26 protein-coding genes and 2 pseudogenes are annotated in these 23,936 nt (G+C 37.3%); 20 read left to right on the top strand and 8 right to left on the bottom strand.

The window, feature by feature from the left end:
- The first annotated feature begins 127 nt into the window (after positions 1–127).
- Together AB3G38_RS06090 and AB3G38_RS06085 are read left to right on the top strand one after the other, a co-directional pair.
- Positions 128–580, top strand: a complete 453-nt coding sequence (locus AB3G38_RS06090; RefSeq protein WP_367867602.1) for a protein-disulfide reductase DsbD domain-containing protein — start codon at positions 128–130, stop codon at positions 578–580.
- A gap of 8 nt (positions 581–588) precedes the next feature.
- Complete coding sequence (locus tag AB3G38_RS06085; RefSeq protein WP_367868752.1) at positions 589–2,253, top strand: protein-disulfide reductase DsbD family protein; 1,665 nt, start codon at positions 589–591, stop codon at positions 2,251–2,253.
- 145 nt (positions 2,254–2,398) lie between these two features.
- Here AB3G38_RS06085 and AB3G38_RS06080 read toward each other — a convergent pair whose 3' ends face one another.
- Positions 2,399–2,863: an Lrp/AsnC family transcriptional regulator gene (locus AB3G38_RS06080; RefSeq protein WP_367867601.1), complete on the bottom strand. Its 465-nt coding sequence runs from the start codon at positions 2,861–2,863 to the stop codon at positions 2,399–2,401.
- A gap of 675 nt (positions 2,864–3,538) precedes the next feature.
- Positions 3,539–3,898: a winged helix-turn-helix transcriptional regulator gene (locus AB3G38_RS06075; protein WP_367867600.1), complete on the bottom strand. Its 360-nt coding sequence runs from the start codon at positions 3,896–3,898 to the stop codon at positions 3,539–3,541.
- 109 nt (positions 3,899–4,007) lie between these two features.
- Here AB3G38_RS06075 and AB3G38_RS06070 point away from each other — a divergent pair.
- Positions 4,008–4,870, top strand: a pseudogene (locus tag AB3G38_RS06070) (SDR family oxidoreductase).
- 117 nt (positions 4,871–4,987) lie between these two features.
- Here the strand turns inward: AB3G38_RS06070 and AB3G38_RS06065 are convergent.
- Both AB3G38_RS06065 and AB3G38_RS06060 read right to left on the bottom strand, forming a co-directional pair.
- On the bottom strand, positions 4,988–5,908 hold the full coding sequence (locus tag AB3G38_RS06065; RefSeq protein WP_367867599.1) for a helix-turn-helix domain-containing protein: 921 nt from the start codon (positions 5,906–5,908) through the stop codon (positions 4,988–4,990).
- Position 5,909: 1 nt separating this feature from the next.
- Positions 5,910–6,275 carry a hypothetical protein gene (locus tag AB3G38_RS06060; RefSeq protein WP_367867598.1) on the bottom strand — a complete coding sequence of 122 codons (366 nt, stop codon included), beginning with the start codon at positions 6,273–6,275 and terminating at the stop codon, positions 5,910–5,912.
- A gap of 1,012 nt (positions 6,276–7,287) precedes the next feature.
- On the opposite strand from AB3G38_RS06060, the gene AB3G38_RS06055 reads away from it, so the two are divergent.
- From AB3G38_RS06055 to AB3G38_RS06040, 4 genes are all read left to right on the top strand, one after another.
- Positions 7,288–8,181 (top strand): AraC family transcriptional regulator, encoded by an 894-nt coding sequence (locus AB3G38_RS06055; RefSeq protein WP_367867597.1) that lies wholly within the window; start codon positions 7,288–7,290, stop codon positions 8,179–8,181.
- Between the two features lie 121 nt (positions 8,182–8,302).
- On the top strand, positions 8,303–9,259 hold the full coding sequence (locus tag AB3G38_RS06050) for an NADP-dependent oxidoreductase (protein WP_367867596.1): 957 nt from the start codon (positions 8,303–8,305) through the stop codon (positions 9,257–9,259).
- Between the two features lie 135 nt (positions 9,260–9,394).
- Positions 9,395–9,853, top strand: coding sequence for an ester cyclase (locus tag AB3G38_RS06045; protein WP_367867595.1), 459 nt, complete (start codon positions 9,395–9,397; stop codon positions 9,851–9,853).
- A 12-nt stretch (positions 9,854–9,865) separates the two neighbouring features.
- Entirely contained in the window at positions 9,866–10,213 is a 348-nt protein-coding gene (locus AB3G38_RS06040) for an SDR family NAD(P)-dependent oxidoreductase (RefSeq protein WP_367868751.1), read from the top strand.
- 69 nt (positions 10,214–10,282) lie between these two features.
- On the opposite strand, the gene AB3G38_RS06035 is transcribed toward AB3G38_RS06040, so the two are convergent.
- Together AB3G38_RS06035 and AB3G38_RS06030 are read right to left on the bottom strand one after the other, a co-directional pair.
- The gene (locus tag AB3G38_RS06035) at positions 10,283–11,266 is read right to left on the bottom strand and encodes an alpha/beta hydrolase family protein (protein ID WP_367867594.1); all 984 of its coding nucleotides are present in this window, start codon (positions 11,264–11,266) and stop codon (positions 10,283–10,285) included.
- Between the two features lies 1 nt (position 11,267).
- A complete protein-coding gene (locus tag AB3G38_RS06030) occupies positions 11,268–11,642 on the bottom strand; it encodes a DoxX family protein (protein ID WP_367867593.1) in 375 nt (124 codons plus the stop codon).
- Between the two features lie 165 nt (positions 11,643–11,807).
- Here AB3G38_RS06030 and AB3G38_RS06025 point away from each other — a divergent pair, with 165 nt between their 5' ends.
- The 7 genes from AB3G38_RS06025 to AB3G38_RS05995 all read left to right on the top strand — a co-directional run bounded on the left by AB3G38_RS06025 (position 11,808) and on the right by AB3G38_RS05995 (position 15,816).
- The gene (locus AB3G38_RS06025) at positions 11,808–12,107 is read left to right on the top strand and encodes a winged helix-turn-helix transcriptional regulator (RefSeq protein ID WP_367867592.1); all 300 of its coding nucleotides are present in this window, start codon (positions 11,808–11,810) and stop codon (positions 12,105–12,107) included.
- Positions 12,108–12,596: 489 nt separating this feature from the next.
- A complete protein-coding gene (locus tag AB3G38_RS06020; protein ID WP_367867591.1) occupies positions 12,597–13,076 on the top strand; it encodes a VOC family protein in 480 nt (159 codons plus the stop codon).
- A gap of 169 nt (positions 13,077–13,245) precedes the next feature.
- On the top strand, positions 13,246–13,476 hold the full coding sequence (locus tag AB3G38_RS06015) for a UPF0175 family protein (RefSeq protein ID WP_367867590.1): 231 nt from the start codon (positions 13,246–13,248) through the stop codon (positions 13,474–13,476).
- Between the two features lie 102 nt (positions 13,477–13,578).
- Positions 13,579–13,683 carry a hypothetical protein gene (locus AB3G38_RS06010; protein ID WP_367867589.1) on the top strand — a complete coding sequence of 35 codons (105 nt, stop codon included), beginning with the start codon at positions 13,579–13,581 and terminating at the stop codon, positions 13,681–13,683.
- Positions 13,684–13,947: 264 nt separating this feature from the next.
- Positions 13,948–14,310 (top strand): hypothetical protein, encoded by a 363-nt coding sequence (locus AB3G38_RS06005; RefSeq protein ID WP_367867588.1) that lies wholly within the window; start codon positions 13,948–13,950, stop codon positions 14,308–14,310.
- 167 nt (positions 14,311–14,477) lie between these two features.
- Positions 14,478–15,284, top strand: coding sequence for a hypothetical protein (locus AB3G38_RS06000; protein ID WP_367867587.1), 807 nt, complete (start codon positions 14,478–14,480; stop codon positions 15,282–15,284).
- 25 nt (positions 15,285–15,309) lie between these two features.
- On the top strand, positions 15,310–15,816 hold the full coding sequence (locus AB3G38_RS05995; protein WP_367867586.1) for a hypothetical protein: 507 nt from the start codon (positions 15,310–15,312) through the stop codon (positions 15,814–15,816).
- A 169-nt stretch (positions 15,817–15,985) separates the two neighbouring features.
- On the opposite strand, the gene AB3G38_RS05990 is transcribed toward AB3G38_RS05995, so the two are convergent.
- Entirely contained in the window at positions 15,986–17,521 is a 1,536-nt protein-coding gene (locus AB3G38_RS05990; RefSeq protein WP_367864238.1) for an IS1182 family transposase, read from the bottom strand.
- A gap of 877 nt (positions 17,522–18,398) precedes the next feature.
- Between AB3G38_RS05990 and AB3G38_RS05985 the strand changes: the two genes are divergently transcribed.
- From AB3G38_RS05985 to AB3G38_RS05970, 4 genes are all read left to right on the top strand, one after another.
- Positions 18,399–18,872: a hypothetical protein gene (locus AB3G38_RS05985; protein WP_367867585.1), complete on the top strand. Its 474-nt coding sequence runs from the start codon at positions 18,399–18,401 to the stop codon at positions 18,870–18,872.
- 377 nt (positions 18,873–19,249) lie between these two features.
- Positions 19,250–19,591 (top strand): type VI secretion system tube protein TssD, encoded by a 342-nt coding sequence (gene tssD / locus AB3G38_RS05980; RefSeq protein WP_367867584.1) that lies wholly within the window; start codon positions 19,250–19,252, stop codon positions 19,589–19,591.
- A 12-nt stretch (positions 19,592–19,603) separates the two neighbouring features.
- Positions 19,604–20,473: a hypothetical protein gene (locus tag AB3G38_RS05975; protein WP_367867583.1), complete on the top strand. Its 870-nt coding sequence runs from the start codon at positions 19,604–19,606 to the stop codon at positions 20,471–20,473.
- Entirely contained in the window at positions 20,473–20,919 is a 447-nt protein-coding gene (locus AB3G38_RS05970) for a hypothetical protein (protein WP_367867582.1), read from the top strand. Before AB3G38_RS05975 ends, AB3G38_RS05970 begins: the two co-directional genes overlap by 1 nt.
- 252 nt (positions 20,920–21,171) lie before the next feature.
- Here the strand turns inward: AB3G38_RS05970 and AB3G38_RS05965 are convergent, their stop codons facing one another.
- Positions 21,172–21,570, bottom strand: a complete 399-nt coding sequence (locus tag AB3G38_RS05965; RefSeq protein WP_367867581.1) for a helix-turn-helix domain-containing protein — start codon at positions 21,568–21,570, stop codon at positions 21,172–21,174.
- Positions 21,571–21,750: 180 nt separating this feature from the next.
- On the opposite strand from AB3G38_RS05965, the pseudogene AB3G38_RS05960 reads away from it, so the two are divergent.
- Positions 21,751–22,636, top strand: a pseudogene (locus AB3G38_RS05960) (IS3 family transposase); the annotation flags it as partial.
- Between the two features lie 166 nt (positions 22,637–22,802).
- On the top strand, positions 22,803–23,837 hold the full coding sequence (locus tag AB3G38_RS05955; RefSeq protein ID WP_367867580.1) for a hypothetical protein: 1,035 nt from the start codon (positions 22,803–22,805) through the stop codon (positions 23,835–23,837).
- Positions 23,838–23,936 lie beyond the last annotated feature (99 nt).

Raw genomic sequence — 23,936 nt, 5'->3', positions numbered from 1 at the left:
ACCAGAGAAAGCAGAAATTTTCTGGTATTAACGCTTATTTCAGTAAGTTTTATGGAATTTAATGGGTTCCATTGTTCTCAGGCAGTCTGTTTACCACCTTTGGGATATCAATCACCCATAAACTAAAATGAAAAAGAACCTATTTATTTTGCTTGTCTTTATGGCACTGGCAGGCTTCAGTGCACATGCTCAAATACTCGAACCAGTGAAATGGAGTTATGCTGCAAAAAAATTAAACGCTAAAGAGGCTATCGTCTATCTGAAAGCAACGATCCAGCCCGGATGGCACCTTTATTCGCAATATGTTAAAGATGGCGGGCCGGTTGCCACCAAATTTACTTTTTCTTCTTCCAAAACTTATAGCCTGGCAGGCAAAACCGTTGAGCCTAAGCCAATCACTAAAAATGAGCCGGTTTTCTCTATGGATGTCAGTTTCTTTGAACGCTCAGCAATTTTTCAGCAAAAGGTAAAACTGGTTGGCAAATCAGTAGTGGTCAAAGGAAAAGTGGAGTTCATGGTTTGTGATGATAAGCAATGCCTTCCGCCTAGTGAGGTTGAGTTTAGTATAGCTGTGAAGTAAATTATATGATGAATTTTATCAAACAATTTTCTTTACTGGTCCTTTTTATAGTTGCATTTTCGGCCAGCGGATTTTCACAGGAAACTACCAAGCCTGATGAGCTGGAGTTCACTGAGATTACTACGCCTGTTGATTCTGTTTCAAAAAAAGTGGATAGTGTTTCTTCCAGGGTATCCAAACCTGTTTCAATTGAGGTCAAAGCACCGAAGGTAGACAAAGTTGAAAAGACCACATTTTGGGGGATTTTTATTTCAGGCTTTATAGGTGGGCTCGCTGCATTGCTGATGCCCTGCATTTTTCCGATGCTGCCCTTAACGGTGAGCTTTTTTACCAAGGGTGCCGACAAAGGAAAGGCCTTTTCCAAAGCGGCCTTATATGGATTTTTTATCATCCTGATTTATGTGATACTGGGTTTGCTCGTTACTGTGATTTTCGGTGCAGATGCGCTGAACAGCCTTTCGACCAATGGTGTCTTTAATTTTTTCTTCTTTTTACTGCTGGTCACTTTTGCGGCATCTTTTTTCGGAGCCTTCGAGCTTACCCTTCCATCTAAATGGGTGAATAAGATGGACGCAAATTCTGACAAAGGCGGTGTTGCCGGTCTGTTTTTTATGGCCGGAACCCTGGCGTTGGTTTCTTTTTCTTGCACAGGTCCAATTATTGGAACGTTACTGGTTCAGGCAGCAACAACAGGAGCACTGCTCGGACCTGCAATTGGCATGTTTGGGTTTTCCCTGGCACTGGCAATTCCGTTCGCCTTGTTTGCACTCTTTCCTTCTGCCATGAGTGCGCTGCCAAAATCTGGTGGATGGCTGAATAGTGTGAAGGTAGTTTTAGGATTTCTGGAACTTGCCTTTGCCCTTAAGTTCTTGAGTAATGTAGATCTGGCTTATCATTGGGAATGGTTTGACCGGGAGATCTTTCTGGTGCTTTGGATTGTGATCTTTGCGATGATGGGGTTCTATTTGCTGGGCAAGCTGAAGTTTTCACATGATAGTTCGCTTTCATACATCAGTGTGCCAAGGTTATTGATGTCGATTGTCATTCTCTCTTTTACCGTGTATCTGGTGCCAGGATTATGGGGAGCGCCGCTGAAATCAGTTTCTGCGTTTCTGCCACCAATGGAAACACAGGATTTTGATCTTTATACTCCTTCGCTGATCGGTGGTTCGCATAGCGCAGATCCGCGTACATTGGATGAGAAACCGCATAAATATTCAGATATCTTTCACTCACCGCTGAAGTTAAATGCCTTTTTTGATTACCAGGAAGGTATTGAATATGCGAAAAAGATGAATAAACCGGTATTGATTGACTTCACGGGGCATGCCTGTGTAAACTGCCGGAAAATGGAAGCCAATGTATGGCCTGACCGCAATGTGTATAAGATGATCAGCCAGGATTATGTGCTGATCCAGCTTTATGTGGATGACAAGACCGATGTGATGCCTGAAGACGTAGTGATAAGCTCGAAAGGCAGGAAACTGAATACCATTGGTAAAAAATGGAGTGACCTTCAGGCCTCGAAATTCAATTCCAATTCACAGCCATTTTATGTGCTTTTAGACCCAAGAAATGAACAACTTATGGTCACTCCGCAAGGTGCTGATTATGATGTTGAAAATTATAAAAAATTCCTGGAAGCCGGATTGGCGGCTTACCAGAAACGTTAAACTGGCTTTTTGTAGAAGTGCCAGAGGTTAATTAGTTAATGAGGAATAAGGGGGGAAAGCTGGATGGCTTCCCCTTATTAGTATAAAGTGCTGTTAAACTGAACAATGTTGATGATATGAATTGTTAAGGGTCAACTCTGGTAATTTATGAGATAGGATAGGCGGTATCAGTTTTCGCTTCAGAGAGTACGAAAAAACTTTGGACAGTGGTAATATTAGGAAGTGTTGTAAGTTTTCGACGATAGAAGTCATGATAGGTGTCCATATCACGGGTAGCAATTTTTAAAACAAAATCGAAACTTCCGGTCATTTGAAGGCACTCCATCACTTCAGGAAATTTTACGACTTCATCTTCAAAGCCTTTAAGCGTTTCCGCAGCATGGTCATTTAGCAATACCTGACTGTATGCAATCAGGTTCATTTCTATCTTTCGTCTATCCAGAATAACGACGGTGCGCATAATATAGCCCAAATTCTTCAGTCTTCTGATCCTTTCATGAATAGTTGCGACTGATTTGTAAAGCTGTTCTGAAAGCTGTTTGTGGGTGATGCTCGCATTTATTTGAAGAATCCTGAGAATCTCTTTATCTGTTACATCTAGCTCTGTCATATCATTATTTAATTTATCTGTTTACAAGAATAAAAGCCGGATTATTTTTGCGACGATCGAATGGCACTGAATCTCCCTGGTACATTTATGTAGGTGTTATATCCGCCCGGCTTCATCATTGAAATGAAAATCACAGACCGATATTCACCAGTGCAATATACCAAATAGTCTTTGGATGAATTAATCATCCGTAAGTTTTCCATGATTATTCTGGAAATTTAGGCTAATTTAACCCTTATGCTGGAATATTCTTAGGTTTACCAGGCCGGAAGCATAAATTTTTCAGAATTATCCTGATCCCCGTATCGATGCCATATTTGATATTCCGAAATATTTAGTTATCATTGGCTTCGGATATTGTTTCCATCTGCGGTAACAGTATCTATGAAACGGCATTCCTGCGTTGCCTTGTTTGCGTTTTGAAAGCCAAACCGGAAAACCAATGCCTATTTCTTATCCTGAAAACCCTGTATCTATAGGTGATCATATAAAAAAGAAAAGAATGGAACTAAACTTACGTCAAATAGACGTAGCAGGGATTTGTAGAGTTAGTGAAGATTGTATTAGAAATTGGAAAAAAACAGGAATATTCCTCAAATTCAATTTTTTCCTCGCATTATAAATTTTTTGGCTTACATTCCGTTTGAGGTTAATTTGACTACTCTTTCAGGGAAACTAAAAGCACTTAGGCACATTAATGGGCTTAGCCAAAAGATTCTTAATTCCCCAGTCGGCTATTTCATTAAATACAGCTTCAAGACTTCTACCTTTTTCTGTCAACGAATACTCGACTCGTGGTTGAATTTCTTTGAATTCCCTTCGGATTACCAATCCGTCCTTTTCCAATTCTTTTAATTGTTGAGTTAATACTTTTCTAGAAATACTTGGAATGCGAGCGGAAATTTCACCAAACCGCCGGGTATCAAAAGTAAGATTGTACAAGATAACAGGCTTCCATTTTCCACCAATAAGTTCCATTGTAGCAGTGATCGGACATCCCTTAGCCTCATTACAATTACTTTTCTTAGTTACCATGTAGTTACTACTTTTTTTAAGTTACCTAAGGTAACACGTTACTTTAGGTAACAAAAATAGTTTATTTGCAGAACATTTAATATAATTCACACATTTAATATTTAAATAGATGATTCTAGTAACAGGAGCAACTGGCCATTTCGGTAACTTAACGATCAATTTTCTGCTAAAAGCAGGCATTCCAGCAAATCAAATTTCAGCACTTGTACGCGATACCGACAAGGCTCAAGATTTGAAAAAAAAAGCATCAACCTTGTATTAGGTGATTATAATGATTACCCGTCACTGGTTAAAGCGTTTAGTGGGGTAAAAAAGCTATTGTTCGTTTCGGGCAACGATATTCCAAATCGTTCATCTCAGCACGAGCACGTAGTAAAAGCCGCAAAGGAAGCAAGAGTGGGACATGTCATTTACACGAGCGGAGAGCGGAAAGACGAAACCCCGAATTCACCACTTTGGATGTTCGCTAAAGCACATTTTGAAACAGAAAAATTGTTAAGAGAAAGCGGATTAACATACACTATCTTGAAGACCAGCTTATATATGGATTTTATCCCATTCTTCATCGGCGATGTGTTGAAAACTGAAATAATCTATTTGCCCGCAGGCAAGGGAAAAATGAGTTTCGCGTTGCGTTCAGAAATGGCTGAAGCGGCGGCTGATGTTCTTTTTTCAGTGGGACATGAGAATAAAGTGTACGACTTTGTAAATACCGAGGCATACAGCTACGATAATGTAGCGATGTGTATCTCCGAAATTACAGGCAAAAAAATAAGATATATTTCACCTACACCTGAAGAGTTTACAGAAGCTTTGTCAAAGTCCGATGGATCTATTCCCGAAGAATTTGTGGGCATTGTTTTGGCGCAGGCACAGGGTGATGGGGATATCACAAGTCACGATTTAGAAAATCTTATAGGGAGAAAATTAACATCGGTGCAATCATTCTTGCAGGAAGTATACGGTAAGTAAATTGAGATTTTATCATTCCAAAAGGTTGGCATCTGCCTATCTTTTGGAATTTATGATGAATTTACTGAAGCGAGGTCAATACCTCTTCACCTTAAATAAGCGATGTTGATATTTCACTTAATTAAATGAGTTTCGGAACTGCAAAGGGGAAAGATTGGTTTTTGCCTTGAATAATTTGGTAAAGGATTGGGGATGCCCGAAGCCAAGGTCATAAGCAATTTCGCTTATTGATAGATCGGTACCTGATAATTTTTCTTTTGCTTTTTCTACCAGTTTACCGTGGATGTGTTGTTGTGTACTTTGGCCGGTCAATACTTTTAATACATCACTTAAATAATTGGGTGAGATATTTAACGCATCCGCAATGAATTGAACAGTCGGCAATCCCTTCGCAATCAGATCATTGTTATTGAAATATTTTATGAGCGTGTCTTCTAAGCGATTAAGGATTTGATGATTTGTTTTTTTGCGGGTGATAAACTGGCGATGATAAAACCTTTCTGAAAAATTGAGCATTGTTTCAATTTGTGAAATGATAATTTGTTGGCTGAACCTATCAATATCAGACTGATATTCCTGCCGGATGCTCTTGATTATATTTACAATTTTTTTCTCTTCCTTAACAGAAAGATGCAGGGCTTCGTTTACTGAATAATTAAAGAATTCATATTGCTTTATGATTTTATTTAAGGTTGTATTCCATATGAAATCAGGATGAATTAGTACAATCCAGCCGGAAGGTTTAAGTGATTCACCTTTTTCGACCTCAATACTGAAAACCTGACCAGGTGCCATAAAAAACAATACGCCTTCATCAAAATCACCCCTCTGCTGGCCATATTTGAACTTTGCATTGGAGATTCGCTTGAGATAGATGGAATAGAAATCGAATATAAAACTTACCGGTTCATTAAAAGGCCTTTGTATAAAAGAATCAAAATTTGTTACACTTAATAATGGATGTTCAGGTGTTGGCAGGCCCGTCAAGCGATGAAATTCAGATATACTTTTAACTTTATGGGGTTTTAAATTGTTCATGCTATCGTTTTATAAAAAATGTTGAAAGAAGAACCAAACATAAAAATAGTTCTGCCACAATTGAACGGATAACACCCGTATTAACCCGTCCAGCCCATACATCTAAAATACCAGAAATGGCCAGGAATCCTGAGATCGCAGAAACTCCAATTACAATGGTCTGTTCCTTTGACATATTTGTCAATGATAAAAATAATAAAACTGAAAGTCCAAGGTAAATAGCGCCAAGTCGTCTTCCCAGAACCCCTGTTGAATCTATTGATTCCAGGCCCCATTCCTTGAGTATGGAGTCATTTGCAAATATAAAACGGCATCCCAGACCGATGATGGCTAAAGCGATAACAATTACAACATATTTATAATACATAAGATGTTTTGTAGAAGGGTTAAGGTGTTCTTTTTAATTTTTAAAATCTAAATAAAGCTGCTATTAAAGATAGCGCAAATACAATTACTAAAAGAGGTAATATCCCGTACTCCTTCTTTTTAAGATGAATCATAAACGCGACAAGCATGATCAACGCAAAACCAACTGCCGCTATTGGGGGTAAGAACGGGTAGGATACCGGTAAGCTGGGGTATAATAATACCAAATACACCCAGCAGTTCTAACAAACCAATTCCCCTGACGGGTAAGTGAGACGCGGAAGGTTCCAACATTTTTTTTCTCAATTAATTTTTCCTGTGAAGATGTTAATTTTGTAAAAGCTGGCATCGCATTCCACCATATTATAATTACAAATATGGATGACAGTAAACCGGATTTATTAGCCGATTCACTGAATGACTTAGCCAAAAAGAGGAATAATGTAAAAAGCTTTAATTATCCCTCTTATTTTAGTAAGACCGTGACTTTTAAGAAGGCTTTGTATTCTACAGAAGTAGGAACGGTATGATAAGCTCCTTACTCAAGGACATTTAAGCTACTCGCAGGTGCCTCACTTAAAGGTGTGTTGTTTGATTGTCACCTTAGAGTGTTTGATTTGAACCATTTATACAATAGGATATTTTTTAATTTTGGGTGTAAAATTATAAGGATATGCATAAATTAAATGGAAAAGTTGCGCTGGTTACGGGTGCTTCAAAAGGTATAGGTGCTGTTACTTGCTTTAGAGCTAGCGAAAAACGGTGCCGCTGTTATCGTTAACTATAATGGCAGTTACGAATCTGCACAGCTGGTAGTTGCAGCAAGACATTTACCGTCTGACCAACAGCAATGCTTTTGGTCGCATAGGCCAGCCAGAAGATATTGCCCGGGTTATTGTTACTTTAGCCTGCGATGATTCAAAGTGGATATCCTGGCAGATCATTGGCGCCAACGGTGCTATGGCATAATTTTGGTATTTATCTTTTACAGCTATAATGATAATCAGGAAAGAATGGAATCACTGGAAGTGTTTTATCGGGAAAAAATGGGCATTCTCCCGAGCGATATTTTTCGTAGAACGGGACATTTCAATGTATTTACAATGGAAGATTATACCGGCCCTAAACCTGCATATCCTATGCCCTACAGTCGTAAGGATTACTACAAAATTGCGCTGATTAAAGGAGCGCATTTGGTAGAATATGCTGATCAGACCTATAACGTGCGGCACAATATGCTCATGTTTGCCAATCCCCAAATACCCTATAACTGGACTCCATCGAATGAGCAGCCGGTTGGAGCCTTTTGCGTATTTACTGAAGATTACATGAAGGGATTCGGAAGTATTACAGACTATCCGCTTTACCAACCTGGTGGAACGCCCATATTAGATCTCAATGATGAAGAGGCTGCAAAAGTGATGGAATTATTTGAACGAATGTTCATTGAAATTTCTTCAGATTACCTCTATAAATATGATGTGTTGCGAAACCAGGTGTTCGAACTTATTCATATGGCCCTCAAATTAAGGCCGGCATTAACAATTAAAAAAGAAGTTGATTCTAATGCAAGTAAACGCATTGATTCTTTATTTCATGAGCTTTTGGAAAGACAGTTTCCTATCGAATCTACTGTACAACAAATTAGGCTGAAGACCGCTGCTGAATTTGCAGATCGGCTCAATGTTCATATTAATCACCTGAATAGGGTATTAAAGAGTACATCAGGTAAGACAACTACGCAATTGATTTCAGTGCGGATAGCATCGGAAGCCAGGGCCTTATTGAAACATACCAACTGGAATATCGGGGAAATTGCCTGGTGTTTAGGGTTTGATGATACTTCTAATTTTATTAAATTCTTCAAAAAACAAAATCTGACCACGCCTCATCAATTTCGATCTTAAGTGACAAGGGGGGGTAAAATTGTTTGTTTTGCACCATTTTTAGTTTGAATCAGGCTTTTTCAGGCTTTCTCTGACCACTAACTTTGCTTCCATATTATTATTAATAAATTAAATATTAAAAATGGAAGCTTATATTTTAGAAAAAAACGGAGGGTTGGAAAACTTAAAATTAATCACTTTAACTACCCCCACAGTTAAAGCTGGTGAAGTGCTTATTCAGACTAAGTCGATTGGTATCAATCCGATAGATATCCAGGTCCGTAGTTCAAAAGATATTCTAGGTATGATCACTGGAGGAATATTTCCTGAGCATATAATCCTGGGATGGGACGTAGCGGGTATTGTTGAACAAGTCGGAGAAGGGGTAGTGGCCTTTAAACCGGGAGATGAGGTATATGGTTTAGTAAATATGCCAGGACTGGGCAGTACCTATGCTACCCAGGTAGTAGCGCAGGCTGACCAGTTAACATTTAAGCCAGAAAATTTGTCCTTCACCTCTGCAGGAGCCACCCCTATGTCCGCTATGACAGCTTACCAGGCTGTAGTTACGCTGGCAGATATCCAAAAAGGAGAAAAAGTTCTTATCCATGCAGCCTCTGGCGGCGTAGGCCACTTCGCTGTACAATTTGCCAAAGACCGTGGTGCTTATGTTATCGGCACAGCTTCAGGTAAAAATGAAGAATTCGTACGCAGTTTAGGTGTAGATGAATTTTTGGATTATACAGAAAGTCCCTTTGAAACCAAAGTAAGTGATGTAGATGTAGTAATTGATACCATCAACTCTGTCGAACATGTTTTGCGCTCGATTTCAGTAATTAAAAAAGGAGGACGTTTGGTCTACCTGCAGCCGCATTTTGCAGAGGCACTTTCGGCAAAATTGGAAGAAAGCGCTGTAAATGGCCTGGGTGTATTCGTGAATTCTTCAGGCAAAGTACTTACCGAAATCAGTAACCTTATCAAAGCAGGCAAAGTTACGCCCAAAATTACGCTGGTATTTGAATTTGATCAACTGCCCGACGCGCAAGCCGCAGTGGAATCCGGAAGAGCAACAGGCAAGATAGCGGTTGTTGCAAAATAACCAAAATTCTATTTGTGTCCGGAAGCAATATGAAAATTATCTGCTTGGCCGCTCTACCGGTACTTACTTGCACTTAAAAATAAACCTGTGCAAAGCCTGAATAATCTTATAATAATCAATACTTTATAAAAATCAATGACTACAGATCAAACAGCAGAAGGCTTAGTGAAAGCTTTAACCCAACAGGAAATCGATACCTTAAAAACATTTTATGGTTTATTCAGTAAACGTGATTATAGTGTGATCGAACAAATTTTAGCCCCGGATTGGCAGGATATTCCACTAGGCCCAGGCCAGCAGGACGGTCCTGAAGGATATAGAAGTTTAGTACAGGGATTTACCGAGGCATTTCCTGATGTGATCGTTAACGTACATGAAATTTTTGGCACTCATCAACGGGCCGGCGTACGGGCAGAAATGGTATTTACTCATGGCAACGAGTTTATGGGTATACCGGCGACCAATCAGAAACTCACTATTGCTATCCATGAATTCCATCACCTGAAAAATGGGAGGCTGGAAAAAACCTGGCACCTGGAAGACTGGTTAACTATGCTGCTGCAAACCGGTGCATGGCCCGTTAAATCACATTAACTATCAAAAAGAATTATATTATATGTATCGGAACTAAAAGGAAAGGTCGCATTAATCACCGGTGCATCCAAAGGCATCGGAAGAGGCATAGCTGAAAAATTAGCTTCTGAAGGCTTAAAGCTCATACTTAATTACAGTTCAGATGAGAGGGCCGCTAGTGAAACGGCAAAGCTTATGGACCGCTATGGAATCAATTACCAATTGATCAAGGCGGATGTATCAAGCCCGACAGCGATTGAAGGATTGTATCAGCAGGCATTAACTAAATTTGGCCATATCGATATTGTGATCGCAAATGCGGGTGTAGAGATGGTAGATAAACCATTTATTGACTATTCAGAAAAAGATCCCCACTCATAACGATAAACGGATGGGGTCAAATTATTAGGTTGTCGTGATAAACAAAGTAGATTCCATGATTGACATTGTTTATTTAGTTATAATGCTGCCTATCGTGTTAGGGCTATTCAGCATAGCCTTAGCATTGGTCCAGGATTTATCATCAGGTAAAAGAGCCGACCGAAGGTAGGCCCAGGTAACCTGTGCAACTGCTGCAACCCTTTCCTGGTTTTCATCTGTAGTTTCTTTAGCCAAATGACCGGTAATGCCACCGAGCATATGTTCACCGCCAAATAGAGTGAATAGCGCATTTGCTCCTGGGCTTAAGGCGTAAATATCCGTAAACCATTCAGGACCTATTACGGTTAATGGTGATATGTCATTATCGCCAGCCACCAGCAAGGCCGGTGTATTCAATTGCCCGAAGGCTTGGTTTAGGTAGCTGAAGTGCGTTTTGGCAAAGTCACTCAGCGCATCCCCACCACGGCCCCCAGCGCTTAAAAGAACTGCTGCGTTTATTCGCTTATCCGACATGTCATCTTCTAAATTTCCGTCCGGTTTGATCACTCTGGCACCCAATAACAGGCCGACAGTATGTGCTCCGAAGGAATGACCAACTGCGGCAATACGGCTTGAGTCGAGTCGCCCGGAAAGTCCAGGAGTATAACTTTCAATGTAATGCAGTTGATCGAGGGTCGCTTTCATATCAGTTACCCGCTGGCGCCAAATATGCTTTGCCCCGGGATTATTCAAATAAGCATTGATGGCATCCTGATGAGTGGCTTCAGGAATATTCAACAGTATTTTTGAGTCCAGAAAAGTTGGTTGAATGACCACAAATCCATTTGCACTCCAAAATTCAACAAGTGGATCGTAGCCCAGCATGGATGAACCGAATCCATGTGCAAATAAAATGACCGGCAGGTTGCCACCCGCTACTGGGGCAGACACTCGAACCTGAAGTGCATGTTGACGTCCAGGAGATTTAAGTTCAATAATGGTTGCTGTGGTAGCAGTTGTTGGAGTACTTAAAAAAGTCTGTGTACTTTCGGGGTTTATTTTATTCCGTTCCATATTATTTCAATGTTTTAACAATTGCTTTATGATAAGAGATGTAGGAAATGATCAGCAGTATAAGTACAGCCAGCGGTGCAATCATGTTGACCACAGGATCATTTACAGCATAATGGGCGATGATAGCCGAGAAAAAGTTGACGAAAAAACCGAAATATGCCCATTCTTTTAGCGGACGCGGGATCTTCGGAACGATAAGTGCAATGGCGCCAAGCAACTTAGCGATACCTAACTCCACACGAAACCAGTCGGGAAATCCAATATGGGCATAGCCTGCTTTCATAGCCGGGTTGAACATGTAATTGAAGAAGGAGACAAGCATGCCGAAAGCCACAAGGCCTGTCGTGACCCAATAGATAATTTTTAATATTTTCATTTGATAACAGATATGATTATGCAAAATTATGCAACTGACAGTTTACATTTGTAATGGGTTTACTCATGGAAACCAGTTACCTCAAGGAAACTACTTATGAAAGCAATATCTGAAAATTATGATCACGACGCTTGCGCAGCACATCACCGGGCTATTCGCGATACGATGGACATGCTCAACGGCAAATGGAAAATCCGCATCATTGGTGTGCTCAGCTTTGGTGCAAGACGGTTTATGGAATTGAAAGGAACAATAGATGGTATTGCCGCTAAGATGTTATCCAAAGAGTTGCAGGATCTGGAGTTAAACGGACTGGTGAGTCGCAAGGTATTGAACACCAAGCCTATTACCGTTGAATATGATCTCACCGAATATGGCCATTCGCTTAAACCTATCATTGAAGTTATTGCTGCCTGGGGTATGCAGCATAGAGACAAAGTGATCAAAGGAATGAGATCTCAATAGCATTTTATTTCAATTAGTCAGGGGATCCGGAAAACGCATCTATTACCGTTAATTCATTAGGAGTTGGAAGATAGGCTACTGTTTACCTTGATTTTTGCAGTTCTGATTATCAACCGTGGCATCAAAATATATCCTATGTTGATGCCACAGTAAGAAGGTTAACTAAATCCAAGATTGTTTTATTAGATCAGTGGCATTTACCGGGCTTTTTAGTTTGTCCGCTTTACGGAAGGAATTTAAATAGGTAGTCCGTCAAAAGGGAAACCAAAATTTTATTAAGTAAATTGAAGAGGTATCTAAAAATATCATGAAAAAAATTGTGTATTAAGGATTGCATGAAAATTAGTACATTAAGCGGTAGGTTTGAAAGGATGCAGAATTTACGTGGGGGCTTTAAGATAGGGTATACCCTCATGTTAACCAACCTGGACAATCTTGCTGACAACATTAACGTAGAAATAACAAATTTAACCACTTCAAATAAAAACCATGAGAGCAATCAATCCCTGGATTAACTTCAATGGCAATGCTGAAGAAGCATTCACCTTTTACAAATCAGTTTTTGGCGGAGAGTTCACAAAGATCGTTCGTTTCAAAGATCTGGCAACTTCCGAATTTCCGGTAGCAGATAATGACGCAGATAAACTCATGCACATTGCTTTGCCTATTGGCCCAAATAACGTGTTAATAGCCAATGATGTCCCTGAATTTATGGGACGTGTTAGCGAAAACGAAAACCGGTCAAAAATAGCAGTGTGTGCAGAAAGTAGGGAAGAGGCCGACAAGATATTTAACAGGTTATCAGCAGGTGGTGATATTGAAGGGCCGATTGGCGACAGTCCCTGGGGCACATATGCTGGAATGTTCAGAGACAAATACGGCATTGAATGGATTGTGGAATTTGACCCAAATTACAATGGGGAAAATTATAATGAGAAAAAGAGCCACTTTAGCCTTACAAACAGCTAGCTATTTTGAATCTCACTCACGAACCTATGTAGATAAGGTTGAGATTCAGTAAAGTATTTTTTATTAAAAAGCTCCAATCTTATAAGCCTCATTTACGAGTTTTTTTCTTGTTAGTTTTAAATTTCGTATATTTAGGTAATATTGATTTGAATCTAAATCTTATAAAAATATGACGACAATGACACTTCAGGTGCCTGATTTTCTGGAAAAAGACCATGAGAATACCGTTCGTTTTTTTGCTGCGAAATTATATGAGTCCGGTAAATTATCGCTGGGACAAGCTAGTCAGGTAGCAAATATGGGTAAATGGGAGTTTGCCGAAATTCTGATTGATTACGACGTTAACTATATACAATATACTGCAAAGGATGTAATTGATGATGCAAATAAAATTCTCTGAACGCGTCACGGTAATTCTGTAAGGGACAAAAAACTTGCTGCGAAATTAGGTCTTACTATTATTGGTACATTAGGTATCTTATTACGAGCAAAACAAAAATCATTGATTGTTTCACTTGCTCCATATTTAGAAAAAATCTCTAAAACCAACTTTAGAATATCTGCTGAACTAATTGATCGTGTGCTTAGAGAAGCAGGTGAAAAATAAAAGAGCCGTTAAAATTCAGTTTTAATGGCTCTTCTTAATAAGATTTTAACTATTTGCTGTTTTTCAATATCTCTACTTTTTCTTGTTCGCTTTTTAGCAAGCGCTCTAATAGTGCAATTTTTTCATCGTAGAGTTCAACAATCTTTTCAATCGTATTAAAAGTCGGCTGATTTTTATCAAGGAAAATGGAAACTTCATAATAGAAAATTAAAGACAAAGTTAGACAACTGTGGTGAGTGGATAGAGTTTGAATCTACACAAGAAATGTATGTTGTATTAAAAGGAATTGGCAATATTGACAACTATCTTGCAACTTTTGACGGAGAACCTTTTGAAGGAATGTCTGTTCGGCTTTTTAATCCTAAAACAAAATTATGGAGTATTTATTGGGTCGATTCAAACGAGGGAGTTTTGCAACCACCTGTTGTTGGCTCATTTGAAAAAGATATTGCCCATTTTTTTACAAAGGACAACTTTAACGGTAAAGATATTTTAGTTGTATTTCGTTGGGATATCAGGGACAAACAAAACCCAGTCTGGAGCCAGGCATTTTCATCGAACAAGGGTGAAACTTGGGAATGGAATTGGTATATGTATTTTAGGGTAGTTATTATGTTGTTTCTATAGTCGATCTTTATACTTAAATTAAAAAATATATTCCCTATTTTTATTAATAAACAACTATTTTAATTATTTCCTTTTTTATGAAAATAAAAATTTACTTACTGTTAACGTGTCTCTTGCTCTGCCTTGGATGCCATTCACAAAATAGGATTTCTTTAAATTCGACTCCATTGAAAATTAAAAAAGCAGCAAGCTATGCGACCTTACAGCCCTATTATCAAGTAGATTTTAGCGCAGCATTTTGCCTGTTTGAAATCAGGGTTAATGATGTGCTTGTGTTTACACTTAATTTGGAAGGCCAGACTTCTACAAGTATTCCAATCAATTCAGGTATTTTGCAGAGTGGAAAACAGCAGATCACGATCAAAGTTCTGCCCATTGCTGGTCAGAAGGTTTTACACCCGAATGCACAGTTTAGCTATAATATCAAAATTTTTGATGCCGCTAATAATCTTAATTTCAAAGAACAACTTCCCGGAGAGTATGCTGTAGAGAAAGTTGATCCTGCAAAGAAAAAGAGCTTCCTAACACATACGGCTACTTTTAATGCAGAGGTTCCATACACAGTAATGGCTTACCAGACCGCTACGGATCTTGGATCAGTTGGAGGACTAAAGGATAAACTACTGGGGGCTTATCAGCAACTTGCAGATTTGATTGTAAAAGGTGATTCTGAGCAAATCAAAAAATTGATAGCCAATAGGGAAAGTCTTGCTGCTGTTACCATGTACTTGAGCAAAGAAGAATCGGACGATAGGCTTACACGTATGCTTAGCAACTTAAAATCTGGTTATAAATTGGAACCTATACCTGTAAATGCCATCTTGAAGATCTCCGGTAATGGAAAACTTGCAACCCTGGTCAGGCCTGATGGTCAGCCTGCTTTAATATTTAAAAATGAGAAAGATAACGAAGAATTAGCATTAGAATTTACATTCTATATTCCAGCGGGCAAAACAGATCTTGAAATTATCTGAATACTTGCTCATGTGAACTAAATCTATGGAAATAAGTAAGTATAGTAAATCCCGAAAAATAATTCTCATCGCGGGGATTGTTATTTGTTTAGTTAATCTGTTTGTTATTTATCCGCTGGAGCGTTCAAGATCTTCTACTATAATGGAATTCACTTTCTCCTATATAGGGATTGCATTGTCTATCGTATCAATCCTATATGGGCTCACAGGAGGGCATTTTATAAAATACTTAGCATTCATATTATTAAGTGCTATTGTAAGTGCAACTTGCTGGTATATTTACGGCGCCGGGGGATGGTTGCAGAAATTTATAGCATTTTGGGCCGGCATACCTTGTGGAGTAATTACAGCATTAATATTTTTTATTTTAAGATATTATATATTCTTTCGCAATAGAAAATATCCTGTAGACAGGCAAACAAATCTCTTATTGTTTCTCAAGCAATTGGTACTATACTTTGTTGTGCTTTTGATCATAGCTATAGTGTTTGAAAATGGAGGAGATTGGTATTACGATATTTTCGAAAAGTAAAATAACTCGCTAAAAAACAATGAGTTTTTGTAAATAAAAAAGAGGCTGTATCATTGATAAAAAAAATGATCAGCCTTTTTTATGTGTTTAGTATTTTATAACTACTCCATTTTGGAGTTTTGGGATTTGTACTGGTTATTTCGACTAATAACAGCAAAAAGTGCCTTTCTTAGGCTGCTTTTTTCCTTAAGTTCTGTGCGATAGCTAATAAACCCCATTCTATCTCCACTTTCTCTTTGCCCCGGAGCATGAAGCGGCGGAATCCGTGATTCTGTTTAATATTTGCAAAGACCGGTTCAACATCGAAGCATCGCTTTTTTCGATGTCTTATTCCTTCTTCAGTATTTAACAGTTCATGAGCCTTTTGTTTTAACCTTTTCAGGTTAACATTTATCTCCATGATGCGGTTGGTTTTTGATTTATGGCAAATGCCGTTTAAAGGACATTTACTGCAGTTTTTAGCCTGGTAGTTTCTGTAGATCTGCTTGAATCCGGTAGTTGTTTTTTTAGTGGTGTCACCGATGTAATGCATCTGCTGTCCCATCGGGCAGATATAAACGTCCAGCTGATTATTGTAAAACAACTTATCTGCGGCAAAAGGGTATTTTTTGTTATAGGTATCATTTTGGCCCTTGTCAAACAGATTGTATTTCACATAAGCTTCCATTTGCTTTCCTTCAAGCAGCGTATAGTTCTCTTCTGAGCCGTATCCTGCATCTGCAGTAAGGGTTTTGGGTACTTTGCCAAAGCTACTTTCATGCTGCTCCAGATGAGTTTTTAAAGTGGTGGTATCCGTTGGATTTGGGTGGATGGTGTAATTTACAATGAACTGGTTAGAAGTCGATATCTGAATATTATATGCCGGTTTGAGCTGACCATTTAACATGTGATCCTCCTTCATTCTCATAAATGTAGCATCAGTATCGGTTTTGCTATAGCTGTTTCTTTCTCCAAGAATAACCTCCTGCTGCTCATATTTATCAATATTTACAGGAAAGTTCTGGTTAATGTACCTGAGCTTTGCTTTTACCTTTTTATCAACCTGATCATTGTCTGCCAGAACTTTATTGAGCTTTTCAACAGTAGCCTTAACACTTTCCTTATTGATCGTGGTCGCAGTGGGTGGCTCAGGCATCATATCCTCATCGGCTGCAACACTTTGTGCGTAATTCCAGATCTCGTCCAATTGCTTTTTCATCTTTTCCTTGTTGGTCTGGATTGATTTCTTCCAGACAAAAGTGTACTTATTGGCATTAGCTTCAATCTTGGTCCCATCGGTATAAACCTGGTCAATACTCAGCAGCTCTTCTTTGGCCAGCAGCTTAACAACTTCTTCAAAAACACTGCGAAGTGCATGTTTAAGGCGTACCCCACGAAAACGGTTGATCGTATTGTGGTCAGGCTTATTCATCGCGCTCAGCCACATAAAAGGAACTCTTTCCCTGCAGGCTTCAGCTAACTTACGACTGGAATAAATATTGGTGAGATATCCATAAACCAATACTTTTAAAAGCATAAGCGGGTGATAATTAGAGCCACCACGTACGTGATAGGCTTTTAGAAGTGGTTCAACATTGATTGCATTGATCACATCATTGACGATTCTTACGGTATGGTCTGTAGGGATTAGATCATCAAGATTAGGCGGGAGCGCCATGAGCTGATCCTGGTGGTAGGGTCTGAAAATAGGTTTTCTTACTGACATATTCTACTAATGTTTGCAGCTTAAATATATGAAAATCAAGTTGTTAAATCAAATATCAGCAGAAATATTTTGCCCTAAATTACTTAAGATCAGGAAGAAAGAAGTCCTTTAAAACGAAGAAGAGCCTGAATCATGATTTATGATACAGGCTCTTTTTTGATCCCGCTGGGAATTGCACCTAGTTCAAAATTCAACTTTCTGCCAAATTGGAGAGTGCAAAAGAAAATTTTGAATGAATTACCTGTATAGTTATTACAAAATTTTAGATTGGAAATGCAAAAAATAAGTTGTACTTGAGTTGATAGTAATATAGTGTTAAATTATAATTTTGTCTTTAAAATATTGAATCTGCTCGGGATTTGTTGGTTCTAGCGCACCTTCATAAAGATATCTAAAAGTATTACTCATCTAGTCGCTCATTTTAGATGAGAATCGACGTAAGTTCTACCGTACTTGAAAAACAAAGTTAATTTTATAAGCGGCGTATTATAAATAGTCGTGTCAAAATATTTCTTTTACTCGCTTTACGGAAAACCGTGAAAAGGATGATTTATATGCTGTTATATTCGTAATTCTAAAACTTCAAATCAATTTAATTAAAAAAAATAATTATGGGAGAGATTAAACCTAGTCCAAAACCAAAAAAAGATAATGGTAAAGATGATAAAAGAAAAGGGGGTACACCTGCAAATAAACCTAAACATCCTGATTTAAAAACCCAATATACATAAGCCCAAAGATTAATTATCGAAATGGGTTTAATTGCTATTCGAGAAGTAACTAGCCACACAGATTTAAGCTACTTAACAAATCGATCCTCTACTATTATCCGTCTTGCAGCAAATGTAAGCTACATTTTGAACTTAAATTTATAATTATGAAGAGAAGCATGAAAAAAGAAATTCTTGTTATAAGTATTATGCTTTTAGCGACGGTTTCACAACTTTATTCACAAATTGAAACACCAATACATCTTAGAGATCTAAAACAATTATCAGAGAACATTGATAAGAAAGATATAAACGAAAAGAAAATACTATCAATGGGTTATCACAAGAGATCAAACGGGGTATACATATCAAATGTAATGCTTACTACAAAAGCACCTAAACATTGGATTACAACATTTGCGTACCTTTCATATCAAACAGCTAATAGGCCAAGCTTCGATAGAATAGTAAGGGAGCTTAAAAAAGAAGGTAGATCAAAAAAATTTGATACAGGTACTAGTCAGATGGGCTATAAATATCGCATCCCTAAATATGAAGTAGAAGTTTATATGCCATTGAATGGAGTGGATTTAGATCTGAATGACTTGTATGAAATAATATTAATGCCTAAAAAGAATTGAGCATATGCAATAAGTATTTCGTTATTTCTTTTTTTTGACCAAAAAAATGAATGTAAAATAGTTGTTTTGTTAGTTTTAATTCTAAATCTGGTGATACCGCTGAGATCACACCAAATTCAAAAATCAAAGTTAAATAGTATGTGGATGGTTTTGAAATTTTACTCTACGAATAACGAACCTTTTGCTAAAAACAAAGTCAATTGTCTAACAAAAAAAACTTGTTAATTATTTGGGTTACTTAAATTTGAAATTGACAAATTAGATAAATAAATTAATTATATTCACTTATCTATTAAGAAAAACATAAATAAATCTATATGTCTTCATTTAACACCCATCTAAGTTTTAAAGATAACCCTGTGTCTAAATACAGTGTTATGCAATGCAATTACTCTTTTCATCAGTTGCTGGATGATAAAAGTAGGCCATCTACGCCTGCTAGAGGTGGTAATATCATGGTACAGATCAGTACCCCGCCTGATAATTTTTTATTAAAGTGGATGGTGGATAGTTATAAAGTTCGCTCTGGTATGATCACCTTTTACAAAATAGATGAAGAGACTGCATTTCAAAGAGTTGCTTTTATTGATGCTTACTGTGTTGAATATCATACTCATTTTAGTGCCTTAGGTTCTTCAAGTATGATTACAACCATAATTATAGCATCAAAAAGTCTATCTATCAATGGTACTGATCACAACAATGATTGGCCAGCGTAAACAATCTTTGATATGATAAACAAGGGAAAAATCATCTTTGTAAATGGCTATTGGGCTAGTGGCCTTGTTGGCAGTCTGATGGGTTCATCTGTGCCGGGTAAAAAATATTGGGGTAGTAAAGAAGGTGCTTTTGAAAAAGCCGCTGAGCATTTTTTAGGAATTCATGAAGAATCAGGTACTCACAAATATCTTGACGCTTCATCATTTATGGGTGTGGATAGTACTGGTGCTAATAGGTTTAATAAGGGAATGGGAGACTTCCGGGTTTTTGATGGGACTTATTTTAAACGTTATATTGATAATGCCAACAAGCAAGGTATATACGCCGGGTCTAATATTAGAGCTATAGAAAAACTGAATAAAGCCCATCAATCAGATTATGATGCTTTAACTTCTGGAATGAATAAAAATCGACATTCATTTTACATCATCACACATAGTGAAGGTGGTGGATATGGTGCGGGATTAGCTAAATTTTTAATCAAAGAAGGCTGGAAAGTTGATACAGTGATACATCTATCTACAGATGAAGCAGACGATTTTGATACGCCACCAGAACCAATGACTTATCAATTAGGATTGCAATATCAGGGTTCATACTATAAAAAAGAATCTGATTGGGTTACTGAGAATTATCAAATTAGAAGTGGAGTTGATAGATGGGGGATTGTATTTGATCCTAAAAAATTAGAGTGGGGTAATGTACACGGATTTAGTAAAAATGAGCTTGTTTTTGAGTATTTAGAAGATTTAAGAGTCTTAACAATCGGCCATTATACGGAAAATGGCAGGATCTATTGGAAACAGATTGGTAGAACCCCATATCAAAGCCGTTTCTCCTTATTTAATGGGATTAAACTATATTTTAAAATACCAATATAATGAAACAAAAACTATTAGTTTTATTAGGAGTTACTGGATTTATTTCATTTTTTTCTAGTTGTGAAGAACTTTTACAAAGAAAATGTTCAATCTGCCCAACTAGTCAGGAAATTGAAATAAGAAATAATATAGCTAATGAATATAATTGTAATGTCAGTGTTGGACATGATGAAGGAGCTGTTTATGATAATAGAATTGACGGTAGTTTTGGTATAAGTTTAGATTTCACCGCCATCAAATCCACAGAAAAAAATCTTTGTGAAAAAGATAGTCTTTACTTAGACTCCCTATCCAGGATTATAGCTAAAAAGATTATCCCTATACTGAGTCATAAAAAAAATTACAATCGGGTTAGTGTCAGTTATTCGACGGAAAAAAATTTTAATGAAAAGATGTCCAGTACTGACTGCTCAAAAGAATTTGAAATACCAATAAAGGATTTATAACGATAAGGTTTGAGTACGCTGTTCTTAATATACTTTTGCCTTAAAATCCAAATTTGCCAATTCTTGGTCATTAATTTCCTTAGATGTCTCCCAGCCTTTAGTAAGTTTGCGTAACGGTTATGAAATAATAAATAAGCTAATGATGACAGACAAAACAGCTGTTGTTTTTAAAAAAAAATATTGTTTATTCTTTTGAATATTGAAATCTCATTTGAATTATACATTTGTTTTGGTGTACTTTAAGATTTGAACTTATTTGTTTTTAATGAGCTCAATTTTTTCACGTTCACTTTGCAGCAATCGTTCATATAATGCTTTATTTTCCTCAACTACTTCCATTAATTTATCAAGTGGGTTGAAAGTACAATGATTATTAACATTGAATGTACTATTGTCATAAGAAGTGTTAATGTTATTGATCAAAGACTCTTCATTGAAATTTTTAATTCCTTCTGATGATACTCCTAAGACCTTGGCGATTTTTTCCAATGTTGCATCTTCTACTTCTTCGCTTTGCTCAACTTTAGAAATCGTCTGTTGGCTTACACCAAGTTCTGTAGCAAGGTAGTCCTGTTTTATACCTCTGATTTCACGAATACGACTAATCTTTCTTCCAATGTGCATTTTGCTAGATTTTGTAGATGTTTCCATAGAGACAAATATAATTAATTTCCAGATGGTAAGTAACAATTAAATATAGGTAAAGTATAATTTGAATTGGTAGGTTGTGGTATTTAATAATCCGAGATTTGGTAAAACGGATCTTGTCCAAGCTCAGTTGGAAATTGAAGAACTGACCTCCCCTCGAAAAACCAGACTGCTGAAAAGTCGAAAAAATTTGATGGTTTAGGAGTTACTGAACTGAGGCGTCTGAGGCAGCTTGAGGATGAAAATGCCAAACTGAAACAACTGGTAGCAGATTTAATCCTGGACAAACATATGCTACAGGATGTACTTAAAAAAAAGCTTTAAGGCCAGCCCAATTGAAGGGGTTGGCCGAAGCTTTAGTGGTCAGCTACAAAGTTTCTGTGCACAGGGCTTGTGAGGTCACTAAGTTTTGCCGCTCGATGTGGTATTATAAAAAGATCGGACGTGATGATCAGGTAATCAGAATGCGTATGAAGGAAATTGCATAAACTCGGGTTAGATATGGCAGTGAAAAAATCTTTACATTGAGAGTTTACATGCTATATAAGCTGGAGGGATTGAACCTGCGTAGTAAAGGCCAAGAAGAAATCGAGCTGGCGCACATCGTTTAGAACGGGTGCCACCCTCGCATTTACATGAATGCTTGAGCATGGATTTCGTGTCCGATCAGCTCTTTGACGGGTGGAAATTTAGATCCTTAACTATAGTTGATAATTATACAAGATTTTGCCTTGATATTTACCCAGAGGAAGGCATCAAAGGCGAGCAGGTAGTGAAAGTGCCGGAGAGATTAAAGCAGGAATTCAAGGCTGTTCCAGAAAAAATTAGAGTTTATAATGGAAGTGAATTCATTTCTAAGGCACTGGATAAATGGGCATATGATAATCAGGTCATCCTGGATTTTTCCCGTTCCGGAAAATCCGCTGATAATGCATATATTGAATCTTTTAATGGAAGCTTCCGAGATGAGTGCCTTAATACCCACTGGTTCTTATCAATAGAAGATGCCATAGCAAAAATTGAAGCATGGAGAACCAAATATAATACCTTTAGACCACATAGTTCCCTGGGAGGTTTAACGCCTCAGTAGATGTGGGAAAAAAGCCAACTAAAGCCTTGACTTTCGAGTTTAGCGTGTCTGAAAATTTGGGAGGTCAATAAAATGTAAAGAAAATAATGATGAATATAGTTTTATCAATAGATTAATAAAATAACTGATTAATAAGCTATGGGGCATGATATTTAAAAATTCAAAGTATAATTGTTTTACAGAAAAAGGGCAGAGCGATTTACCGGATAATGAATTTATTAAGGATTGTTTCCAGAAAGGAATAGAACCCGTTATTTATTTAGATAGTTGTGTGTGTTTACATATTATCAGGGTTATAGATCATCGCAGATCCGCTGAAAATGTTGATTTTTCAAAAATTATTGCTTTGAAGGAGTATATAGATAAGCATCCTGATATAAAAATAAGTCCATTTTTTGCATTTTTGGAACTTTGTACCAAAAATGGGGCTATTGATAAAGAAAAGTTTCAGGATTTTAAGTTGCGTATAGATTTTTTTGAACAAATTCCGCTAAAAGTTTTCAGAAAATTTAAATATGATTTTCATCGAGATATTTTTGTGTTTCGCAATATAGCTGATATCTTGGGAAATCCGTTAGAAGTCGTTGATCAAGTAGTGAATAATAGTTATTGTACGCTATTGAAAGTTAGAAGTCTTGCGCTTAATGGACTTACAAAAAACATGGCGGAAGACAATTTAAGTCTATTGACAGATTGGATGATAAATAGTTTAAATATTTTTCGTGGTTCGGAATACAAATTGGCAATGCACATATTTGGCGGTAATACTGAGTTTAGAAAAATGATAGGTATGGATAGTAAAGGGGCGAATGTTAAAAAGAAGCTTATCGGTACTGCATGGGACATGTTTCATACTAAGTTTACCGCTAATAGTTTCCGTTTATCAGAAATTTTGCAACGAAATATTTATTCGTTTTTTTTGACAAGTGATAATAATCTTTTTAAAATATTTGAAAACTTGAGTCTGGAAGTTATAAAGGACGGTGGGGATGATTTTGTATCGTCTTTCATTATGACATCGGATTTTTCATACCCACACCTCGATGAATCCTTTATAGATAGAAATAATGAAAAACTGTTTGAGATTTTTCTTGATAGGCGTAATCAGCAATACATTTATGATAAGGTAAAAGTTGACAAAATGATTGCTGAGCTTGAATTTGAAAACGGAATAAATTAAAGTTTCTATAAAGTATAATGTATTTCATATTGTTAATTTAAACGAAGCAACTGAAAGTTTTTACAACCTTAAAAGACATGGTTGTTTATATGTGAATCG

The sequence above is a fragment of the Pedobacter sp. WC2423 genome (genome assembly GCF_040822065.1).
Lineage (GTDB): Bacteria > Bacteroidota > Bacteroidia > Sphingobacteriales > Sphingobacteriaceae > Pedobacter.
The sequence above is the reverse complement of the archived record's forward strand: the minus strand, read 5'-3'. Positions and strand labels throughout refer to the sequence as shown.